Origin of the sequence: Ottowia sp., from assembly GCF_047975795.1 — a bacterium.
Lineage (GTDB): Bacteria > Pseudomonadota > Gammaproteobacteria > Burkholderiales > Burkholderiaceae_C > Ottowia.
The window spans coordinates 66,271-85,622 of sequence record NZ_JBKEEE010000017.1 but is presented as its reverse complement, the minus strand read 5'-3'; the positions used below and the strand labels follow the sequence as shown (position 1 = coordinate 85,622).

Sequence of the window (19,352 nt, the reverse complement as noted above, 5' to 3'; positions counted from 1 at the left end):
CGGTAAAACTGGCCTTTGATGCAGATGCAGCGGGCATTAGAAGATATGAAAAACATAGCAAAATAGGCCTGTGCCGCTTTGTTTTTTTCTTCTGTGCAGGCGCAGCGATTAATACAAAGCGTCATGCAAGACGGTGCGCATCCAGTTGATCGGCGAGGTGCCCAAAATCTCGGGCGTGCAAGGTGTTGTCGGGATGGGGGGAAACGTCTTTGGGTTGCTGCGCGCCAAACTCAAAAGGGCGTTCGATATAGGCGGTTTGCAGGCCGCTGGCGCGGGCGGCGGCCAGGTCGTCCTGATGGGCGGCCACCAGCATGACTTGGCCAGGCTGCAAATCGAACAAATCAGCCGCGCCCAGGTACACGCGCGCATCCGGTTTGTAGGCGCGGAACACTTCGGCCGACAGCACGCAGTCCCAGGGCAGGCCCGCGTGTTTGGCCATGTGGGTCAACAGGCCAATGTTGCCGTTGGACAGGGTGCTGATGAGATGCTGGCGCTTCAGGCGCGCCAGGCCCGCCACCACGTCGGGCCAGGGGTGCAGGCGGTGCCACACACGGTTGAGGCTGCGGCGCTCGTTTTCTGGCATGTTGCTCAGGCCAAAGCCGGGCAGGATGTCGTCTAGGATCATCCGGTGCAAATCGTCGATGCGTGTCCAGCCCAGCTCGCCCGACATGACCCGCGCCATGGTGGGCTTGTAACCAGCGCGCCAGGCCAGGGCAAAGGCGTTGCTGTCCACCTGCGGGTACAGGCGGGCCATTTCGGCGGCGATGGAGCCGTGCCAGTCCACCACGGTGCCAAAAACGTCGAAAACGAGCAGTTGGGGTGGGGCCATGGCGGGTTGCTTTCAGAGTGTCAGAGCGCTTTGACCACCGCCTCGCCCATCTCGCGCGTGCCGACGCGCGTGGTGCCTTCGCTGTGAATGTCGGGCGTGCGCAGCCCTTGGGCCAGCACCTTTTTCACCGCCGCCTCGATGCGTTCGGCGGCCTCGGGCTGGCCGAGGGAAAAGCGCAACATCATGGCTGCACTCAAAATCGTTGCCAGAGGGTTCGCCACGCCTTTGCCGGCAATGTCGGGGGCACTGCCGTGGCTGGGTTCGTACAGGCCCTGTTTTTTGTCGTTCAGGCTGGCCGAGGGCAGCATGCCGATGGAGCCGGTGAGCATGGAAGCTTCGTCCGAAAGGATGTCCCCGAACATGTTGCCGGTGACCACAACGTCGAACTTTTTCGGCTCTTTGACCAGTTGCATGGCGGCGTTGTCGACGTACATGTGGTCCAGCGCTACATCCGGGTAGTCTTTGTGCACCTCGGTCACCACGTCTTTCCAGAGCTGGAAGGTTTCCAGCACATTGGCTTTGTCGACGCTGGTGACGCGCTTGGCGCGCTTTTGCGCCGCTTCAAACGCCACGCGGGCAATGCGCTCGATCTCCGGGCGGGTGTAGCGCATGGTGTCAAAGGCTTCTTCGGCACCGGGAAAGTGCCCGTCGGGTGCCTGGCGGCGGCCACGCGGCTGGCCAAAGTAGATGTCGCCCGTCAGCTCGCGGATGATCAGGATGTCCAGACCCGCCACCAGTTCGGGCTTGAGGCTGGAGGCGTGGGTGAGCTGCTCGTAGCAAATGGCGGGGCGGAAGTTGGCAAACAGGCCCAGCGCCTTGCGCAGGCCCAGGATGGCTTGCTCAGGCCGCAGCGGGCGATCCAGCGTGTCGTACTTCCAGTCGCCCACGGCACCGAACAGGATGGCGTCTGATTCTTTGGCCAGCTTGAGTGTGGCCTCGGGCAGCGGATGGCCGTGCTGGTCGTAGGCGGCACCGCCCACGGGGGCTTGTTCCATCTCAAACTTGAGATCCAGTGCTTTCAGGACTTTGACGGCTTCGGCGACGATTTCGGTGCCGATGCCGTCACCGGGGAGAATGGCGATTTTCATGAGGTTGCTTCTATTTTGGTAGCTTTTGGTGCAGGTTTTTATTGCATCAGCGGCTAATTTGACTAATAAATCCCGGGATCGTCGTCAGGCCCCGGCAAGTTCCAGCAGATGCTACGGAGCAGGCTTGCACCAGCTGTCGGCGTGGTACTCCTTCCCGCAGAGAGAAGGAGGATGCGGCGTCAGCCGCTCAGGGGGATGTCACTGAATGGCTTAACCAAGGCTTGGTGGCCAGCCGATTGGCCTCGAAGGTCTTGATCTTGTCGGCGTGGCGCAGCGTCAGACCAATGTCGTCAAAGCCGTTCATCAGGCAGTAGCGGCGAAAGGGTTGCACGTCAAAGGCGATCTCGGTGCTATCGGGCTTGACGATCACCTGGCGTTCCAGATCGACGGTGAGTTCGTAGCCGGGGAAAGCCGCTACTTCGTCAAACAGCTTGGCGACGACGGTCTCAGGCAGCACGATGGGTAGCAGGCCGTTTTTGAAGCAGTTGTTGAAAAAAATATCGGCAAAGCTGGGGGCCACAATAGCCCGAAAGCCGTATTGGTCGAGCGCCCAGGGCGCGTGCTCGCGGCTGGAGCCGCAGCCGAAGTTTTTGCGCGCGATCAGCACGGATGCGCCCTGGTAGCGTGGCTGGTTCAGCACGAAATCAGGGTTGGGGCGGCGGGTGGCCGGATCCATGCCCGGTTCGCCCTTGTCCAGATAACGCCACTCGTCGAACAGGTTGGGGCCGAAGCCGGTTTTCTTGATTGATTTGAGGAACTGCTTGGGGATGATGGCGTCGGTGTCGACGTTTTCGCGGTCCATGGGGGCAACGATGCCCCGGTGTACGGTGAAAGGATTCATGCGGTGTTTTTCCTTGGTGTGCGGTTTGGTGGGTGGTGGCGCATGGTGTGGCGGGTTTGAGTGCAACGGATTTATTTGCTGACGCCTTTGACATTTTCGCCCGCCGTGTTCAGGCCATCACCAGCCTTATCGAGGCCGGTGCCGACGGCGTGGGTGACGGTGCCACCCACTTGTTTGGCGTCTTGCTTGACGCCTTGCCAAGTGTTGCAGCCCGCCAGCGTGGCGACAGTGAGTAAGGCGAGTTTCAGGCGTGTCATGACCAGTTCTTGAAGTGGATGACGAAGGTGAAACGCTTTGGAAAGCAGGTCATCAGATCATTAGGCAAAGCGACGCACGTCGACAAAATGCCCATGCACGGCGGCGGCGGCGGCCATGGCCGGGCTGACCAGGTGGGTGCGTCCGCCGTTGCCCTGGCGGCCTTCAAAATTGCGGTTGCTGGTGGAGGCGCAGCGCTCGCCGGGTTCCAGCCGGTCGGCGTTCATGGCCAGGCACATGCTGCAACCGGGTTCACGCCACTCAAAACCGGCGGCGGTGAATATCTTGTCCAGCCCTTCAGCCTCGGCCTGTTTTTTGACCAGACCAGAGCCGGGCACGACCAACGCCAGCTTGACGTTGCCCGCTACTTTTTGCCCCAGCTTTTTCACCACGGCGGCGGCTTCGCGCATGTCTTCGATGCGGCTGTTGGTGCAACTGCCGATGAATACCTTGTCGATGTGTACATCGTTCAGCGCCTTGCCCGGCTCCAGGCCCATGTAGGTCAAGGCGCGTTCGATGGCATTGCGCCGGGTGTCGTCTTTTTCCTTGTCGGGGTCGGGCACGTGACCGTCGATGCCCAGCACCATCTCGGGGCTGGTGCCCCAGGTGACTTGGGGCACGATTTGCGCCGCATTCAGCTCGACCACGGTGTCGAACTGGGCATCTGGGTCGGAATGCAGCGTGCTCCAGTAAGCTGCCGCTTGATCCCATTCAGGGCCGCCCACAAATTGGCCGCTGGCCGTGTCGGTGCCGGGGGCGAGCAGACGACCTTTGACGTACTCGATGGTTTTGTCGTCCACAGCCACCAGACCAGCGCGCGCACCGGCCTCGATGGCCATGTTGCATACCGTCATGCGGCCTTCCATGCTCAGGGCCTTGATGGCGTCGCCACCAAATTCGATGGTGTAGCCGGTACCGCCAGCGGTGCCAATCTGGCCGATGATGGCCAGCACGATGTCTTTGGCGGTGACGCCGGGGGCGGCCTTGCCGTTGACCAAGATCCGCATGTTTTTGGCTTTCTTGGCCAGCAGGGTCTGGGTGGCCAGCACGTGCTCGACCTCGCTGGTGCCGATGCCGTGGGCCAGCGCGCCAAATGCGCCGTGGGTGCTGGTGTGGCTGTCGCCGCAAACCACGGTCATGCCGGGCAGGGTGGCACCGTTTTCAGGGCCAATGACGTGCACGATGCCTTGGCGTTGGTGCAAAAAGGGAAAGAACGCCGCCGCACCGTGGGCCTTGATGTTGGCGTCCAGCGTGGTGACTTGCTCTTTGCTGATGGGGTCGTCGATGCCGTCGTAGCCACGCTCCCAGCCGGTGGTGGGGGTGTTGTGGTCGGCGGTGGCGACGATAGAGCTGACGCGCCAGACCTTGCGACCGGCCTGCCGCAGACCTTCAAAGGCCTGTGGGCTGGTGACTTCGTGTACCAGGTGGCGGTCGATGTAGAGCACGGCAGTGCCGTCTTCTTCGGTGTGGACAACGTGTTCGTCCCAAATCTTGTCGTACAGCGTGCGTGCGTTCATGCGTGTGGTCATTGCAAGGGTTTCATCATGGGTGGCAAGGGCAAAATTTTATGCGGTGCGCTCCAGTGGTGCTGCGGATGTGTCAGGGCTGGCGTGCAGGTGCTCGACCAGCGTGCGCGCCGTTACGGGCAGGGTGTCGAAGTCGCGTGCAATCAGGCCAATGTCACGCTGCGCCCAGGCATCAGCCAAAGCAATGGTGCGCAGCCGTCCTGTGCCGTGTATCAGCTCGAAAGCGCGTTGCGGCATCACGCCCAGCCCCAGGCCGTTGTCGATCATGCGGCACATGGCGTCCAGGCTGGTGACACGAATGCGCAGGCGGATGGAACGCCCGACGCGCGCCGCTGCTTGCTGCATGGCCTGAGACAGCGAACTGCCCGCGTGCAAACCGATGTGGTCTTCACTCAGAGTTTCTTCAAAATTGATAGCTGCTCGTGCGCTAAAAGCATGCCTTGCGGGCACAATCAAAGCCAAATGGTCATGCCGGTAAGGGCGCAAGTGCAAGGTGTTACCGCCCTCGGCCAGTGCGCTGGTGTTGCAGACGCCAATGTCGGCCGCGCCTTCGCGCACCGCGCGCACCACGTTGCTGGACAGATGCTCTGCCAGGTCAATCTTGACCTGCGGGTGCTGGCGCACAAAGCGTCCCAGATCTTCAGGCAAAAACTGCACGATGGCTGAAATGCTGGCATGCACGCGCACGTGGCCGCGCACGCCATCGGCGTACTCAGATAAGTCGCTTTGCATTTGCTCCAGACCGAACAGCACGGCGCGTGCGTGGTGCAACAGGCTTTGCCCGGCAGGCGTCAGGCGGACTCCGCGCGCGTGGCGGTAGAGCAGGGGCGTGCCCAGCATGGACTCCAGATCGCTCAGGCGTTTGCTGACGGCAGAAGCGGCCATGAATTCGCGCTCGGCTGCCTTGCCGATGCTGCCCGTCTCGCACACGGCCACGAATAACTGGAGCGAAGTCAGGTCCAGACGGCGGGCAAAACTGCGTTCAGAAGGGCGCATGGCTGCAAGCGAAGACACAAGTGAATGGTGCGGAAGTATCGTGTTTGACGATGGTTAACTTTATTTTCTCAGATGAAAGTCATCGAGACATCGTTATTGAAGATGGATGGTGTCGCGATTTGTATGGCTGCGTGCCAGTTTTTCGTGGCGCGATAGTGCCGATTTTCAGAAGCGAAGGATCCGCATCACCAATGAAAAAACCCGCCGAAGAGGCGGGTTGGGGTGCAAAGTGGCCAAAGCGCCTCAAGGCACGTCGCGGCGGGGTGAACCGGTGTAGAGCTGACGCGGGCGACCGATTTTGTATTCAGGATCGCCAATCATCTCGTTCAGTTGTGCAATCCAGCCGACGGTGCGGGCCAGCGCAAAGATGCCGGTGAACAGGTTGACCGGGATGCCGATGGCGCGCTGCACGATGCCGGAATAGAAGTCGACGTTGGGGTAGAGCTTGCGTTGAACAAAGTAATCGTCTTCCAGGGCAATCTTTTCCAGTGCTTTGGCCAGCGCGAACAGGGGGTCGTTTTCCAGGCCCAGCTCTTTCAGCACTTCGTTGCAGGTTTGCTGCATCAGCTTGGCGCGCGGGTCGTAGTTTTTGTACACGCGGTGGCCAAAACCCATCAGGCGGACGTTGGAATTCTTGTCTTTGACCTGCGCCACGAACTCACCGAGCTTGGACACGCCGCCCATTTTCTGGATGTCTTCGAGCATGTTCAGGGCGGCTTCATTGGCACCGCCGTGGGCCGGGCCCCACAGGCAGGCCACACCAGCGGCAATGGCGGCAAACGGGTTGGTGCCGGAGCTGCCGCACAGGCGCACGGTGGAGGTGGAGGCGTTTTGTTCGTGATCGGCGTGCAGGATGAAGATGCGATCCAGCGCCTTTTCAATCACCGGGTTGACCTGGAAGTCTTCGCAAGGCGTGCCGAACATCATGCGCATGAAGTTGCCTGCGTAGCTGAGGCTGTTTTGCGGGTACATGTAAGGCTCGCCACGGCCATATTTGTAGGCCATGGCCACCAGGGTGGGCATCTTGGCGATCAGGCGGATGGCGGCAATGTCGCGGTGCGCCGGGTTATGGATGTCGGTGGAGTCGTGATAGAAGGCCGACAGGCCGCCCACCAGGCCCGTCAGCACGGCCATGGGGTGGGCGTCGCGGCGAAAGCCGCGCAGGAAGAACTGCATTTGCTCGTTGACCATGGTGTGGCGGGTGACGAGCTTGTGGAATTCGTCGCGCTGGCTGGCGTCGGGCAATTCGCCTTTGAGCAGCAGGTAGCAGGTGTCGAGGTAATCGCACTTTTCGGCCAACTGCTCGATGGGATAACCACGGTACAGCAATTCGCCCTTGTCACCATCGATGTAGGTGATAGCCGACTGGCACGCTGCGGTGGAGAGAAAGCCGGGGTCGTAAGTGAATTTGCCCGTTTGAGCGTACAGCTTGCGGATGTCGATGACTTCGGGGCCGATCGTGCCTTCGTAGAGCGGCAGTTCAATCTCAGGATTGCCGTTGGAAAAGGATAGGGTGGCTTTGTTGTCGGAGAGTTTCATGGTCATCTGCTTTCTCAAAGGGGTGAAGGGCGAAGGCGGCGTGCTGTCTGGTTCTTTCAAGGGCTGCGGGCCGATGGCCGCAGCATGTGGAGCACTTCCCGCACATCGGGCGAATTCAATTCATCGTCGGGGTCTTTGCGTCTTAACAACAAATCCAGCAGGTCGTTGTCAGACAGGTTCATCAATTGTGTCAGCGCAGCGGCATGGCGGGCAGTCAACTGCGTTTCATGACGCTGAAAAAAGCGCTCGATCAGCAGATCGTTTTCAAGCATGCCCCGGCGGCAGCGCCATTTCAGCTTGCCTAGGGCGTGCGCATCGATCGGCTGTGTGTCCATCAAACCGTACGCCGCACCATCAACTCTTTGATTTTGCCGATGGCTTTGGTGGGGTTCAGTCCCTTGGGACACACGTCCACGCAGTTCATGATGGTGTGGCAGCGGAACAGGCGGTAAGGGTCTTCCAGATTATCCAGGCGCTCACCGGTGGCCTGGTCGCGGCTGTCGGCCAAAAAGCGATAGGCTTGCAGCAGACCGGCCGGGCCGACAAATTTGTCGGGGTTCCACCAGAAGCTGGGGCAACTGGTGGAACAGCTCGCGCACAGAATGCATTCGTACAGGCCGTTCAGTTCTTCGCGTTGTTCAGGCGATTGCAGGCGCTCTTTTTCAGGTGGCGGCGTGTGGTTGATCAAGTACGGTTTGATCGAATCGTACTGGTTGAAGAACTGCGTCATGTCCACGATCAGGTCGCGGATTACCGGCAAGCCGGGCAGGGGCTTGAGTACGATGGGGTCTTTGAGCGTGCGCAGGTTGGTCAGGCAGGCCAAACCGTTTTTGCCATTGATGTTCATGGCGTCAGAACCGCACACGCCTTCGCGGCACGAACGGCGAAACGACAGCGATGGGTCCTTGGCCTTGAGTTTGATGAGTGCGTCAAGCAGCATGCGCTCGTTGCCTTCCAGTTCAATGTCCACCGTTTGCATATACGGTTTGGCATCCTTGTCCGGGTCGTAGCGGTAGATACTGAAGGTGCGTTTTTGCATCGTGGTTTCCTTGGGGTCTGAGGCGAGGGTCAGAACGTGCGGACTTTGGGAGGAATGGTTTCTACCGTGAGCGGTTTGATGCGCACTGGTTTGTAGTCCAGGCTGTTGCTGTCAGATGACCACAGGGTGTGCTTCATCCAGTTGACGTCGTCACGACCCAGCGGAGCGGCAGGATCGTCGGCCGGGCGTTCGTAGTCCAGCACGGTGTGGGCACCACGGCATTCTTTGCGGGCGGCTGCCGACACCATAGTGGCTTGGGCCACTTCAATCAGGTTTTCGACCTCCAGCGCTTCCTGGCGCGCCATGTTGAACACGCGCGAGTGGTCTTGCAGGCCCAGGCCTTTGACGCGCTCGCGCAGCTCGGCCACTTTTTGCACGCCTTCGTCCATGGTGGCTTGCGTACGGAACACGCCCGCATGCGACTGCATGGTGCTGCGGATGTCATTGGCAATGCTCTGGGGGTACTCGCCGTCGGTGGCAGCTTCAAGCCGGTTCAGTCGTTCCAGCGAGCGGTCAGCGGCATCGGCAGGCAGCGGTTTGAAAGCGCCTTGGGTGTGGTGCGCCACGATGTGGTCGCCCGCCGATTTGCCGAATACCAGCAAATCGAGCAGCGAGTTGGTGCCCAGGCGGTTAGCCCCATGCACGCTGACGCATGAGCATTCGCCCACGGCGTACAGGCCCTGAATGGGGGTGTTGAATTCGCCATTGCGCGGCACGCTGACCTGGCCGTGGATATTGGTGGGAATGCCGCCCATCTGGTAGTGAATGGTGGGCACCACGGGAATCGGTTCTTTGGTGATGTCCACGTTGGCGAAGTTGTGGCCGATTTCTTCTACTGAAGGCAGGCGCTTGTGGATGGTGTCTGCGCCCAGGTGGGTCATGTCGAGCATGATGTAGTCCTTGTTGGGGCCACAGCCTCTGCCTTCCTTGATCTCCTGATCCATTGAGCGTGAAACGAAGTCGCGCGGTGCCAAATCTTTCAGCGTGGGCGCATAGCGTTCCATGAAGCGCTCGCCGTCCGAGTTGCGCAAGATAGCCCCTTCGCCACGGCAGCCTTCGGTCAGCAGCACGCCCGCACCGGCCACGCCCGTGGGATGGAATTGCCAGAACTCCATGTCTTGCAGCGGAATGCCTGCGCGCGCCGCCATGCCCAGACCATCGCCGGTGTTGATGAAAGCGTTGGTGCTGGCGGCAAAGATGCGCCCAGCGCCACCGGTGGCCAGCAACACCGTTTTAGCGTGCAGCACGTAGAAGTCGCCGGTTTCCATTTCGATGGCGGTCACGCCCACCACGTCGCCTTCGGCATCGCGCACCAGATCCAGCGCCATCCATTCGACGAAGAAGGTGGTGCGCGCCGCCACGTTCTGCTGGTACAACGTGTGCAGCATGGCGTGGCCCGTGCGGTCGGCTGCGGCGCAGGCGCGTTGCACCGGTTTTTCGCCGTAATTGGCGGTGTGTCCGCCAAAGGGGCGCTGGTAAATGGTGCCATCGGCATTGCGGTCGAACGGCATGCCCATGTGTTCCAGGTCGTACACCACCTTGGGCGCTTGCTGGCACATGAATTCGATGGCATCTTGGTCGCCCAGCCAATCGGATCCCTTGATGGTGTCGTAAAAGTGATAGTGCCAGTTGTCTTCGCTCATGTTGCCCAGCGAAGCGCCCACCCCGCCTTGTGCGGCCACGGTGTGTGAGCGGGTGGGAAAAACCTTGGACAGCACGGCCACATTCAGCCCTGCGCGCGCCAGTTGCAGCGAGGCGCGCATGCCGGAGCCGCCTGCGCCAACAATCACGACATCGAACTTGCGCGTGACGACTTTATCTTTGGTGTAACTCATGATCGTGGTTCAGTAGTTCTTGTGTCTTGATGGAAAAGGCTTGGCTTTAAAGACGCCACAGCACCTGCAAGGCCCAGCCTGCGCAGCCGATCAGCCAAGCAAGCGTCAGTGCCTGCAACGCAAGGCGCGTGCCGACTGGTTTGACGTAGTCCATCCAGACGTTGCGCATGCCGACCCACACGTGCCAGATCAGCGCTACCACGACCGCGAAGGTCAGCACCTTCATCCATTGCGAGGAGAAGATGCCGGCCCAAAGGTCGTAACCGACGGGGCCCTTGGTCAGGACCACCTGCGCCAGCAGCGCCAGCGTGAAAATCACCATCAGCGCGGCGGTAAAGCGCTGCGCCAGCCAGTCGGCGGTGCCGTAATGGGCACCGACAACGGTGCGCTTGGAGCCGTAGTTGACAGTCATGGATTTGCTCCTTCTTCCTCTAGATCAATACAGGCCAAACAGCTTGGCACCCAGCACCACCGTCAGACCCAGGCTCAGCGCCAGCGTCACGATGGCAGATGACCTGCCGAATTCCTTGGTCACTGAGTGGGTGGCGTCCATGTACAAATGGCGCACGCCCGCAATCAAATGGTGCAGGTAAGCCCAAATTAGCGCCAACACCAACAGTTTGATGATCGCGCCGGGTAGTCCCCACAGACCTGCGCTGAACGCGGCGGTGAATTGGCCAAATGAAATTTCAGACGACACTGATTTGTCGAACAGCCAGATAACGAAGGGCAGCAATACGAACATCAGCACGCCGCTGAAGCGGTGCGCACCCGACACCAAGGCCGCCAGCGGCCATCGGTAGCTGGGAAGGTCGCGCAGCGCGTTGATGTTGCGAAACTCTGGCCTGGGTTTGGTGGCTTCACTCATAGGGTGACCTTCGTGGGAAAGGGTATTGATGTTGTAACAAAAAATGCCAACGGCAGGGCGTAAATTCTATTGCAACGCAACAAGCTGACAGCACCATTGCGACTGCGATGCCTGCGTGGGTATGCGCCGACTGTGCATGACGTCCTAACTGAGCTGGTTGTGATAGTGGTGCGTGTCGGTGCGGTACAGGCCGCGGCGCAGCTCCATTGGCGTGTCGTTGTAGGTGTAAGCCATGCGTTCTACGCTGAGCAGCGGGGTGCTGGTGGATACATTCAGCAAACGGGCCTGAGCCGCATCGGGCAGGACGGCACGTAACTTCTCATCGGCGCGCACCATGCGCACGCCAAATTCGGCTTCAAACAAGGCATACATCGGGCCGTGGTGGTCGGCCAATCGCTCTGCCGTCAAGCCTTTGAACGGCCCAGCGGGCAGCCAAAGGTCTTCCAAAATAGTGGGCACACCGGCAAAGCGCAGCAGGCGGCGGGCTTGCAGCACCGCATCGCCGGGGCGCAAGCCAAGGGCGCGGGCAATGTCGGCATTGGCGCGCTGGCGCTTGCACTCCACCACATCGCGCTGCGCGGGGCCTTCCTGGTTGGCGTTACCTTGATCAGGTTGCAGGCGCAAAAAGCGGTATTGCACGTGCTGCTCTGCATGGGTGGCGACAAAAGTGCCGCGCCCCTGGCGGCGCACCAGCAAGTTGTCGGCGGCCAGCTCATCAATGGCCTTGCGCACGGTGCCCTGGCTGACCTTGAAGCGCGCCGCCAAATCAAATTCGCTGGGAATGACTTCGCCCGGCTTCCACTCGCCCAACTCCAGGCTTTGCAAAATCAAACCTTTGATTTGCTGGTACAGCGGACTGAATGCAGGGGTTGACCCGGCGGTCGACAAGGCGGGTGCAGCGTCAGCCGCCGACAGGGCGCTGGTAACGGCGGAAGAACGTGCGGCGGTAACCATGGTGAAGCGGGAAAGCAAACGGATGGCCGGGAAGCCAATGGGGTGCCAAATCTGGCTCAATCATATCTTATATAAGACACAAGACAAATTGACCCTGCGGGTTTTCGCGGATACACTCTGAAGCCGTTTCGCAGGTTGTTGGTGACGCGTACGGCAAGTGCTGGCGCATCGGCAGCCATTCACTTTTTCACCATCACAAGCTGGAGTTAATTCACCATGAGCAAAAAGCCCGTTCGCGTCGCAGTTACCGGTGCCGCAGGCCAGATCGGCTATGCCCTGTTGTTCCGTATCGCCTCGGGCGAGATGCTGGGCAAAGACCAGCCGGTCATTCTGCAATTGCTGGAAATCCCGGACGAGAAAGCGCAAAAGGCGCTCCAAGGCGTGATGATGGAGTTGCAAGACTGCGCGTTTCCGCTGCTGGTCGGCATGGAGGCCCATGCCGACCCCATGACCGCCTTCAAGGACACCGATTACGCGCTGCTGGTGGGTGCCCGCCCGCGCGGCCCCGGCATGGAGCGCGCCGATCTGCTGGCGGCCAACGCGCAAATCTTCACCGCCCAGGGCAAGGCGCTGGACAAAGTGGCCAGCCGCAACGTCAAGGTGCTGGTGGTGGGCAACCCGGCCAACACCAATGCCTACATTGCCATGAAGTCGGCCTCCAGCCTGCCAGCCAAGAACTTCACCGCCATGCTGCGCCTGGACCACAACCGCGCCGCCAGCCAGATTGCGGCCAAGACCGGTAAGGCCGTCAAAGACATCAAAAAATTGACCGTCTGGGGCAACCACTCGCCCACCATGTACGCTGATTACCGCTTTGCCACCATCGACGGCCAAAGCGTGCAGGACATGATCAACGATCAGGACTGGAACGAAAACACCTTCTTGCCCACCGTGGGCAAGCGTGGCGCGGCCATCATCGAAGCGCGCGGCTTGTCTTCTGCCGCCTCGGCGGCCAACGCCGCTATCGACCACATGCGCGACTGGGCCTTGGGCACGGGCGGCGAGTGGGTGACCATGGGTATTCCATCGCAAGGCTGGTACGGCATTCCCAAAGAGGTGATGTTCGGCTTTCCAGTCACCTGCGAAAACGGTGAATACAAAGTGGTTGAAGGCTTGCCGATCGACGCCTTCAGCCAAAAATGCATCGACAAGACCCTGGCTGAGCTGGAAGGCGAGAAGGACGGCGTCAAGCATTTGCTCTGACGCTCCCCCTGAGTCGCTTTGCGCCTTCCCCCCGGAGGGGGACAACGCCAGTGGCCGGGCCAAGCCCGCTCCACGGCGTTCGCTGGCATGGGCTGTATGGCAGCCAGCCGAGGTAAGCGGCTTTATGCATACAGCCTTTTTTGACATGACCCATCCCCGTGACGTTCTTCTTGGCGCGCAGGCTGCAACGGGCCTGCTGCCGGTGTGCGACCACTACAGCGGGGTGGAGGCGCGCATGCGCAAGAGCCTGCAACTACAGGCCGAGATGACCGAGGAGTTTGGCACTTGCGTGTTCGACGTCACGCTCGATTGCGAAGACGGCGCACCTGTGGGCGCAGAGGCCGAGCATGCACAACTGGTGACTGACCTGGCGCTGGCCGCAGCGCCTGATGCCCGAGTGGGCGTGCGCGTGCACCCGGTCGATCATCCGGCGTTCGAGGCCGACATGGCGCAAATCGTCGGTAAAGCAAGTCATCGTCTGCGCTACGTCATGATTCCCAAAGTGGAATCGGTGGACGATGTAATACTGGCTGAAAACGCCATTTTGCGCAGCGGTGGCAAAGATCTGCCGCTACAAGTTTTGATTGAATCGCCCGCTGCCGTACACCGTGCGTTCGACATTGCCGCCCACCCGCGCGTGCAGTCGCTGAGCTTTGGCCTGATGGATTTTGTGTCTGCCCATGGCGGAGCCATTCCAGCCGACGGCATGGGCATTGAAGGGCAATTCACGCATCCGCTGGTACTGCGTGCCAAACTCGATATTGCTTCTGCCGCACACGCTTTTGGCAAAGTGCCTTCGCACTGCGTGGTGACTGAATTCAATAATGCCGACGCCATGCGCATGGCCGCTCGCCGCGCCGCGCGCGAATTTGGCTACACCCGCATGTGGAGCATCCACCCCAGCCAGATTCGCCCCATCATCGAAGCCATGTCGCCCGACGAGCGGCAGGTGGACACGGCGGTCACCATTTTGCTGGCCGCTGCCGCCGCCGACTGGGCACCCATCAGCCACGGCGGTGCTTTGCATGACCGGGCCAGTTATCGGCACTTCTGGCAAGTGCTGGAGCGCGCGCACGCCACCGGGGTGCGTCTGCCTGCCCAAGCGCAGGGCTGGTTTTAAATCGGCTCGCTTTAAATCGGCTCGCCTTCAACTGCTTGAGATCACAAACCCATTACCCACGTTGTACTTCAGGAAGGACTTTTGAGATGAAAAACGCTTTGATCGCCGCCATCGTGGCGCTGGCTTTGCCCTTGGGGGTTGCGCAGGCGCAGTCCTCCACTTCGGCCAAAAAGCCTGCCACTAAAACAGCAGCCAAAACGACAACCAAAACCACGGCCAAAAAGAAAACCAGCACCAAGAAAAAAACCAGCAGCAAAAAATCCACCGCCAAGCGCAAGGTCCCTGCCAAAACGGCGGCAGCGGTTGAGTCTGAGACGCCGGTAGAGACATTGACCTCGCGCCTGACCGATGCCGAGCTGGAAATCGCCAAGCGCATCCACACCGGCAGCATTCCGTGCGAGCTGGGGGCCAACGTCACCATCACGGCGGATGAGAAAAACCCCGGCTTCTTTTTAGTCACCGCAGGCAAGCAGCGCTACTTCATGCACCCGGTGGAAAGTCGCACCGGTGCCGTGCGCCTGGAAGACAACCGCGCCGGGGCGTTGTGGCTGCAACTGGGCAACAAATCCATGCTGATGAGCCAGACGCAAGGCCGCCGCATCGCCGACGAATGCGCCGCGCCTGAGCAAAAGCTGTTTGCCGCCCAAATGAAAGACAACCCACCACCCAGCGTGCTGGAAAGCGCTCCTCAAAAGTGAGCTGTTTCCGCCGCGCGATAAGCGCTAACACCTGATTTCTGTTTATAAAAAATGGTGGCGTACTGATTGGTCAGCACCACCAGCCCTCTTAGCCCACAGGAGAACCGCCCCATGTTGAAAGCCTACCGAGACCATGCCGCTGAACGCGCCGCTTTGGGCATCCCGCCACTGGCGCTGTCTGCGCAGCAGACGGCTAATCTGATCGAACTCATCAAAAACCCTCCCGCAGGCGAAGACACGGCATTTTTGCTTGATCTGCTGACCCACCGCGTACCCCCTGGCGTGGACGATGCGGCCAAGGTCAAGGCCAGCTTTCTGGCGGCAGTGGCGCATGGCGATGAAAAAGTGAGCCTGATCAACAAGGCCAAGGCGACTGAGCTGCTGGGCACCATGGTGGGTGGCTACAACGTGCACCCTCTGATCGAACTGCTGGACGATGCCGAGGTGGCCAGCATTGCCGCTGAGGGCCTGAAGAAAACCCTGTTGATGTTCGATTACTTCAACGACGTGGCTGTCAAAGCCAAGGCGGGCAACGCCAAGGCCAAAGAGGTGGTGCAAAGCTGGGCCGACGCCGAGTGGTTTACCAGCCGCCCCAAGGTGGCCGACAAGATCACCGTCACCGTTTTCAAGGTGCCGGGCGAGACCAACACCGACGATTTGTCGCCCGCGCCGGATGCCACCACACGTCCCGACATCCCCATGCACTACCTGGCGATGTTGAAAAACACGCGCGAGGGCGCTGCTTTCAAACCCGAGCAAGACGGCGTGCGCGGCCCGATGCAGTTCATCGAAGACCTGAAGAAAAAAGGCCATCTGGTGGCCTACGTGGGCGACGTGGTGGGCACTGGCTCCAGCCGCAAGTCGGCCACCAACAGCGTCATTTGGGCCACGGGGTTTGACATTCCCTTCGTGCCCAACAAGCGCTTTGGCGGCGTCACCCTGGGCGGCAAGATTGCGCCGATCTTCTTCAACACGCAGGAAGACTCTGGCTCGCTGCCGATCGAGGTTGACGTCAGCCAGTTCGAGATGGGGGACGTGATCGACATTTACCCCTATGACGGCAAGATTGAAAAAGACGGCAAAAAAATGGCCGACTTTGCACTCAAGAGCCAAGTGCTGCTGGACGAAGTGCAAGCGGGCGGGCGTATCAACCTCATCATTGGCCGTGGCCTGACAGCACGCGCGCGTGAAGCGTTGGGCCTGCCCGCTTCGACCGAGTTCCGCCTGCCGCAGGCACCTGCCGAATCCAAGGCCGGTTTCACGCTGGCACAAAAAATGGTGGGCCGCGCCTGCGGTTTGCCCGAAGGGCAGGGCATTCGCCCCGGCACCTATTGCGAGCCGAAGATGACCACCGTGGGCAGCCAGGACACCACCGGCCCCATGACGCGCGACGAGCTGAAAGACTTGGCCTGCCTGGGCTTTTCGTCCGATTTGGTGATGCAAAGCTTTTGCCACACCGCCGCCTACCCCAAACCGGTGGATGTGAAAACGCACCGAGAGCTGCCCGCCTTCATCAGCACGCGCGGCGGCGTGGCGCTGCGCCCTGGCGACGGGGTGATTCACTCCTGGCTCAACCGTTTGCTGCTGCCCGACACGGTGGGCACTGGCGGTGATAGCCACACGCGCTTTCCCATCGGCATCAGCTTCCCGGCAGGCTCTGGCCTGGTGGCCTTTGCCGCTGCCACCGGCGTGATGCCGCTGGACATGCCCGAAAGCGTGCTGGTGCGCTTCAAAGGCCAGATGCAGCCCGGCGTGACGCTGCGCGATCTGGTGCACGCTATTCCGTTGTACGCCATCAAGCAAGGGCTGCTCACCGTGGCCAAAGCGGGCAAGAAGAACATTTTCTCTGGCCGCGTGCTGGAAATCGAAGGTTTGCCGGATCTGAAAGTGGAGCAGGCGTTCGAGCTGTCCGACGCATCAGCCGAACGCTCTGCTGCAGGCTGCACGATCAAGCTGAACAAAGAGCCGATCATCGAGTACCTGAATTCCAACATCGTTCTGATGAAGAACATGATTGCCGACGGCTACGCCGATGCCAAAACTCTGGCGCGCCGCATCGAGAAAGTGGAGCAGTGGCTGGCCAAGCCCGAGCTGCTGGAGGCCGACAAAGACGCCGAATATGCCGCCGTGATCGAGATCGATCTGGCTGACATCAAGGAACCCATCGTCTGCTGCCCCAACGACCCGGACGACGCCAAAACCCTGTCCGATGTGGCGGGCACCAAGATTGACGAAGCCTTCATCGGCTCGTGCATGACCAATATCGGCCACTTTCGCGCCGCGGCCAAGCTGCTGGGCGGCCAGCGTGACATTCCGGTCAAGTTGTGGGTCGCACCACCGACCAAGATGGACGAGAGCGAGCTGATCAAGGAAGGCCATTACGCCGCCTTTGGCACCGCCGGTGCTCGCACCGAAATGCCCGGCTGCTCGCTGTGCATGGGCAACCAGGCGCAGGTGCGCGAGGGTGCCACGGTGATCAGCACCAGCACCCGTAACTTCCCCAACCGCTTGGGCAAGAATACGCAGGTATTTTTGGGCAGCGCGGAGTTGTCGGCCATTGCCTCCAAGCTGGGCAAGATTCCTACGCTGGCCGAGTACCAGCAGGCCATGGGCATCATTGACGCCGACAAAGACAGCGTTTACCGCTACATGAACTTCGATCAGATTGAAGAATATGCTGAAACGGCCAAGACGGTGAACGTCTGAGTCTTGATCCGCTGCGCCAGCGCCGATGCAGATGCATGGTGCTGGCGGCTGATAAAAAACCTCACTGCCGCAAAACAGCGGAGTGAGGTTTTTTTATGGAATGGGCTGTGATGCAGAATTGGGCTGACCTGCTCCCTGCCTCCCTATCGGTGTCGCGTGGCGGCCAGATGAGCGACTTGGGGCTGCGGTGGGTGTTCTTCCAGCGGGGCACGTCGGCTGTCGAGCGGTGTGAGGAACGAATCTGGCTGAGGCCAGGGGGTGGGGTAGTCGCCAGGCAGGTCACCAGCGCCTGTGCCAGCGCCGGACAGGCGCTGGTGCCGGAAACTGCGATTGCGGTCCAGCACTTCGTGCAGTTGTCTACGCACTTCCTCCAGACGAGCTGGTTCGGTGGCAGTCGCAGCCGTATCGGCGAACTCCACACCCAGGAAATCAGCCCGCAGCTGTTCTGCCGATGGCAGGGCGTCCGCCGTCAGCACCAAATAACCGATGCCGCACTGCGCCAGCAAGGTTTGCTTGAGGTGCTGGTTATCGCGTGACAAGCCATGCGGCCCCACCAAGTCAAGGCAGCCCATGACACGGCCTTTGGTATTGGAAACTGTATAGGTGCAGTACGCGCTGCTCAACACCTCAAACCATTCACTGGCAACTCCTTGCTCGCGCGGCATGGTAAAGCGCGTCACCGGTAGCTTGATCATGATTTGATGCTCGGGGAACACTTGCCGCAGCCATGCCCAGACTTGACGCTCGGCTCTATTGGCTAAAGGTCTCGGGTTCAATGGCCATTGGGCAGGCGGATGCCGCAACCGATTCTTGAGATTGGAAGCCATGCGTTTGCGTTGTGCCGCATACAGCGTCACGCCTGTTATTCCGACCAGCAAGCCCAAGATGGCCAATAGCCAAGCGACAATACTGGCTGTGCCCAAAGAGGCATTCAAGACATCAACTCCCTCTGTGTTTATGCGATGAACATGGTAACGAAATTAAGCATCTGTGCGATGCCGCGCACCATCACATATGCACAAGTGCGACAACGGAAAATGAAGACTTGTGCATTAGTGCCGATCATGGTTAACGAGGTCGCTTAGGGCATGCGGCTGGATCAACTCATTTACTCTCAAGGCTTCGGTACGCGCCGTCACTGCGCGGGGTTGATCGTTGCCGGGTTGGTGTCGGTTGAGGATGCGGTGTGCCTTGATCCGGCGGCTGAGGTGCTGGCCGTTTCAGGTCAGACCACTTTCAGCGTACAGCGTCAATCGTGGCAGTTTCATGAACGGGCTTATGTGCTGGTGAACAAACCAGCGGGCTACGAGTGTTCGCAGCGGCCAGGGGCATGGCCCAGCGTTTATAGCTTGCTGCCTGGGCCATTGCGTCAGCGCCCTGGTGGCGTCAAATCGCCCGGTGTGCAGGCCGTGGGGCGGCTGGATCAGGACACCACGGGCCTGCTGCTGCTCTCGGACGATGGTGCATTCATTCACCGCATGAATTCGCCACGCTACCATGTGCCCAAGGTGTATGAAGTGACGGTGCGACACCCACTTGCGGTCAGCCAGATACAGCGCTTGCTGGATGGCGTAGTGCTGGACGACGACGCCAGGCCCGTGCGCGCCGCCGCAGCGCAGGTCGTGACCTCGCGCCATCTGCAACTGACGTTGACCGAAGGCAAATACCACCAAGTCAAGCGTATGGTGGCGGCGGTGGGCAATCGGGTGAATGCGCTGCATCGCTCGCAGGTGGGGCCGCTGGTGCTGGGGCCGGACCTGGCGACAGGCCAGTGGCGCTGGCTTACTGCGGCTGAGGTGCTGGCGTTGCACGAAGTGGGCAGGGCACATCGGTGACGGCGACTATAAACATCGAC

Annotated in this window: 19 protein-coding genes; 5 read left to right on the top strand and 14 right to left on the bottom strand. The window is 60.4% G+C overall.

The genetic code is table 11. The annotated features are described in order from the left end of the window. Positions 1–121: 121 nt before the first annotated feature. From ACK5NW_RS02470 to ACK5NW_RS02410, 13 genes are all read right to left on the bottom strand, one after another. Positions 122–829: a haloacid dehalogenase type II gene (locus ACK5NW_RS02470; RefSeq protein ID WP_416924705.1), complete on the bottom strand. Its 708-nt coding sequence runs from the start codon at positions 827–829 to the stop codon at positions 122–124. Between the two features lie 20 nt (positions 830–849). Beyond that, positions 850–1,917: a 3-isopropylmalate dehydrogenase gene (gene leuB / locus ACK5NW_RS02465; protein ID WP_416924703.1), complete on the bottom strand. Its 1,068-nt coding sequence runs from the start codon at positions 1,915–1,917 to the stop codon at positions 850–852. Positions 1,918–2,104: 187 nt separating this feature from the next. Then, positions 2,105–2,758 carry a 3-isopropylmalate dehydratase small subunit gene (gene leuD, locus ACK5NW_RS02460; RefSeq protein WP_416924701.1) on the bottom strand — a complete coding sequence of 218 codons (654 nt, stop codon included), beginning with the start codon at positions 2,756–2,758 and terminating at the stop codon, positions 2,105–2,107. A gap of 71 nt (positions 2,759–2,829) precedes the next feature. Beyond that, positions 2,830–3,015 carry an entericidin EcnAB gene (locus ACK5NW_RS02455; protein WP_416924699.1) on the bottom strand — a complete coding sequence of 62 codons (186 nt, stop codon included), beginning with the start codon at positions 3,013–3,015 and terminating at the stop codon, positions 2,830–2,832. A 60-nt stretch (positions 3,016–3,075) separates the two neighbouring features. Further along, positions 3,076–4,530 (bottom strand): 3-isopropylmalate dehydratase large subunit, encoded by a 1,455-nt coding sequence (gene leuC, locus ACK5NW_RS02450; protein ID WP_416924697.1) that lies wholly within the window; start codon positions 4,528–4,530, stop codon positions 3,076–3,078. A 48-nt stretch (positions 4,531–4,578) separates the two neighbouring features. Then, positions 4,579–5,535, bottom strand: a complete 957-nt coding sequence (locus tag ACK5NW_RS02445; protein ID WP_416924695.1) for a LysR family transcriptional regulator — start codon at positions 5,533–5,535, stop codon at positions 4,579–4,581. A gap of 243 nt (positions 5,536–5,778) precedes the next feature. Then, entirely contained in the window at positions 5,779–7,074 is a 1,296-nt protein-coding gene (locus tag ACK5NW_RS02440; RefSeq protein WP_416924693.1) for a citrate synthase, read from the bottom strand. 56 nt (positions 7,075–7,130) lie between these two features. Next, entirely contained in the window at positions 7,131–7,409 is a 279-nt protein-coding gene (locus ACK5NW_RS02435) for a succinate dehydrogenase assembly factor 2 (RefSeq protein ID WP_416924691.1), read from the bottom strand. Then, on the bottom strand, positions 7,409–8,113 hold the full coding sequence (locus ACK5NW_RS02430) for a succinate dehydrogenase iron-sulfur subunit (protein ID WP_416924689.1): 705 nt from the start codon (positions 8,111–8,113) through the stop codon (positions 7,409–7,411). Before ACK5NW_RS02430 ends, ACK5NW_RS02435 begins: the two co-directional genes overlap by 1 nt. A 29-nt stretch (positions 8,114–8,142) precedes the next feature. Beyond that, a complete protein-coding gene (sdhA, locus tag ACK5NW_RS02425; RefSeq protein WP_416924687.1) occupies positions 8,143–9,948 on the bottom strand; it encodes a succinate dehydrogenase flavoprotein subunit in 1,806 nt (601 codons plus the stop codon). Positions 9,949–9,994: 46 nt separating this feature from the next. Next, a complete protein-coding gene (gene sdhD / locus ACK5NW_RS02420) occupies positions 9,995–10,360 on the bottom strand; it encodes a succinate dehydrogenase, hydrophobic membrane anchor protein (protein ID WP_416924685.1) in 366 nt (121 codons plus the stop codon). A 24-nt stretch (positions 10,361–10,384) separates the two neighbouring features. Further along, the gene (sdhC, locus tag ACK5NW_RS02415; RefSeq protein ID WP_416924683.1) at positions 10,385–10,816 is read right to left on the bottom strand and encodes a succinate dehydrogenase, cytochrome b556 subunit; all 432 of its coding nucleotides are present in this window, start codon (positions 10,814–10,816) and stop codon (positions 10,385–10,387) included. A gap of 144 nt (positions 10,817–10,960) precedes the next feature. Further along, positions 10,961–11,770, bottom strand: coding sequence for a GntR family transcriptional regulator (locus ACK5NW_RS02410; RefSeq protein ID WP_416924681.1), 810 nt, complete (start codon positions 11,768–11,770; stop codon positions 10,961–10,963). A 216-nt stretch (positions 11,771–11,986) separates the two neighbouring features. Between ACK5NW_RS02410 and ACK5NW_RS02405 the strand changes: the two genes are divergently transcribed. The 4 genes from ACK5NW_RS02405 (at position 11,987) to acnB (ending at position 17,497) form a co-directional block, all read left to right on the top strand. Next, positions 11,987–12,973: a malate dehydrogenase gene (locus ACK5NW_RS02405; protein ID WP_416924679.1), complete on the top strand. Its 987-nt coding sequence runs from the start codon at positions 11,987–11,989 to the stop codon at positions 12,971–12,973. Between the two features lie 145 nt (positions 12,974–13,118). After that, positions 13,119–14,093 carry an HpcH/HpaI aldolase/citrate lyase family protein gene (locus ACK5NW_RS02400; RefSeq protein ID WP_416924677.1) on the top strand — a complete coding sequence of 325 codons (975 nt, stop codon included), beginning with the start codon at positions 13,119–13,121 and terminating at the stop codon, positions 14,091–14,093. Between the two features lie 86 nt (positions 14,094–14,179). Next, positions 14,180–14,791 (top strand): hypothetical protein, encoded by a 612-nt coding sequence (locus ACK5NW_RS02395; RefSeq protein WP_416924675.1) that lies wholly within the window; start codon positions 14,180–14,182, stop codon positions 14,789–14,791. A 111-nt stretch (positions 14,792–14,902) separates the two neighbouring features. After that, complete coding sequence (acnB, locus tag ACK5NW_RS02390) at positions 14,903–17,497, top strand: bifunctional aconitate hydratase 2/2-methylisocitrate dehydratase (protein WP_416924673.1); 2,595 nt, start codon at positions 14,903–14,905, stop codon at positions 17,495–17,497. Positions 17,498–17,640: 143 nt separating this feature from the next. Here acnB and ACK5NW_RS02385 read toward each other — a convergent pair whose 3' ends face one another. Further along, on the bottom strand, positions 17,641–18,324 hold the full coding sequence (locus ACK5NW_RS02385) for a DUF2726 domain-containing protein (RefSeq protein WP_416924733.1): 684 nt from the start codon (positions 18,322–18,324) through the stop codon (positions 17,641–17,643). A gap of 261 nt (positions 18,325–18,585) precedes the next feature. Between ACK5NW_RS02385 and ACK5NW_RS02380 the strand changes: the two genes are divergently transcribed. Continuing rightward, positions 18,586–19,332 carry a 16S rRNA pseudouridine(516) synthase gene (locus ACK5NW_RS02380; RefSeq protein WP_416924671.1) on the top strand — a complete coding sequence of 249 codons (747 nt, stop codon included), beginning with the start codon at positions 18,586–18,588 and terminating at the stop codon, positions 19,330–19,332. The last annotated feature ends 20 nt before the right edge of the window (positions 19,333–19,352 follow it).

Coding starts and splice junctions, on each gene's coding strand:
- sdhA (WP_416924687.1), bottom strand. CDS start 9,948: ATGAGTTACACCAAAGATAAAGTCGTCACGCGCAAGTTCGATGTCGTG.
- ACK5NW_RS02385 (WP_416924733.1), bottom strand. CDS start 18,324: ATGGCTTCCAATCTCAAGAATCGGTTGCGGCATCCGCCTGCCCAATGG.
- leuD (WP_416924701.1), bottom strand. CDS start 2,758: ATGAATCCTTTCACCGTACACCGGGGCATCGTTGCCCCCATGGACCGC.
- ACK5NW_RS02395 (WP_416924675.1), top strand. CDS start 14,180: ATGAAAAACGCTTTGATCGCCGCCATCGTGGCGCTGGCTTTGCCCTTG.
- ACK5NW_RS02470 (WP_416924705.1), bottom strand. CDS start 829: ATGGCCCCACCCCAACTGCTCGTTTTCGACGTTTTTGGCACCGTGGTG.
- ACK5NW_RS02435 (WP_416924691.1), bottom strand. CDS start 7,409: ATGGACACACAGCCGATCGATGCGCACGCCCTAGGCAAGCTGAAATGG.
- ACK5NW_RS02405 (WP_416924679.1), top strand. CDS start 11,987: ATGAGCAAAAAGCCCGTTCGCGTCGCAGTTACCGGTGCCGCAGGCCAG.
- ACK5NW_RS02380 (WP_416924671.1), top strand. CDS start 18,586: ATGCGGCTGGATCAACTCATTTACTCTCAAGGCTTCGGTACGCGCCGT.
- ACK5NW_RS02410 (WP_416924681.1), bottom strand. CDS start 11,770: ATGGTTACCGCCGCACGTTCTTCCGCCGTTACCAGCGCCCTGTCGGCG.
- ACK5NW_RS02440 (WP_416924693.1), bottom strand. CDS start 7,074: ATGAAACTCTCCGACAACAAAGCCACCCTATCCTTTTCCAACGGCAAT.
- sdhD (WP_416924685.1), bottom strand. CDS start 10,360: ATGACTGTCAACTACGGCTCCAAGCGCACCGTTGTCGGTGCCCATTAC.
- sdhC (WP_416924683.1), bottom strand. CDS start 10,816: ATGAGTGAAGCCACCAAACCCAGGCCAGAGTTTCGCAACATCAACGCG.
- leuC (WP_416924697.1), bottom strand. CDS start 4,530: ATGAACGCACGCACGCTGTACGACAAGATTTGGGACGAACACGTTGTC.
- ACK5NW_RS02445 (WP_416924695.1), bottom strand. CDS start 5,535: ATGCGCCCTTCTGAACGCAGTTTTGCCCGCCGTCTGGACCTGACTTCG.
- acnB (WP_416924673.1), top strand. CDS start 14,903: ATGTTGAAAGCCTACCGAGACCATGCCGCTGAACGCGCCGCTTTGGGC.
- leuB (WP_416924703.1), bottom strand. CDS start 1,917: ATGAAAATCGCCATTCTCCCCGGTGACGGCATCGGCACCGAAATCGTC.
- ACK5NW_RS02430 (WP_416924689.1), bottom strand. CDS start 8,113: ATGCAAAAACGCACCTTCAGTATCTACCGCTACGACCCGGACAAGGAT.
- ACK5NW_RS02400 (WP_416924677.1), top strand. CDS start 13,119: ATGACCCATCCCCGTGACGTTCTTCTTGGCGCGCAGGCTGCAACGGGC.
- ACK5NW_RS02455 (WP_416924699.1), bottom strand. CDS start 3,015: ATGACACGCCTGAAACTCGCCTTACTCACTGTCGCCACGCTGGCGGGC.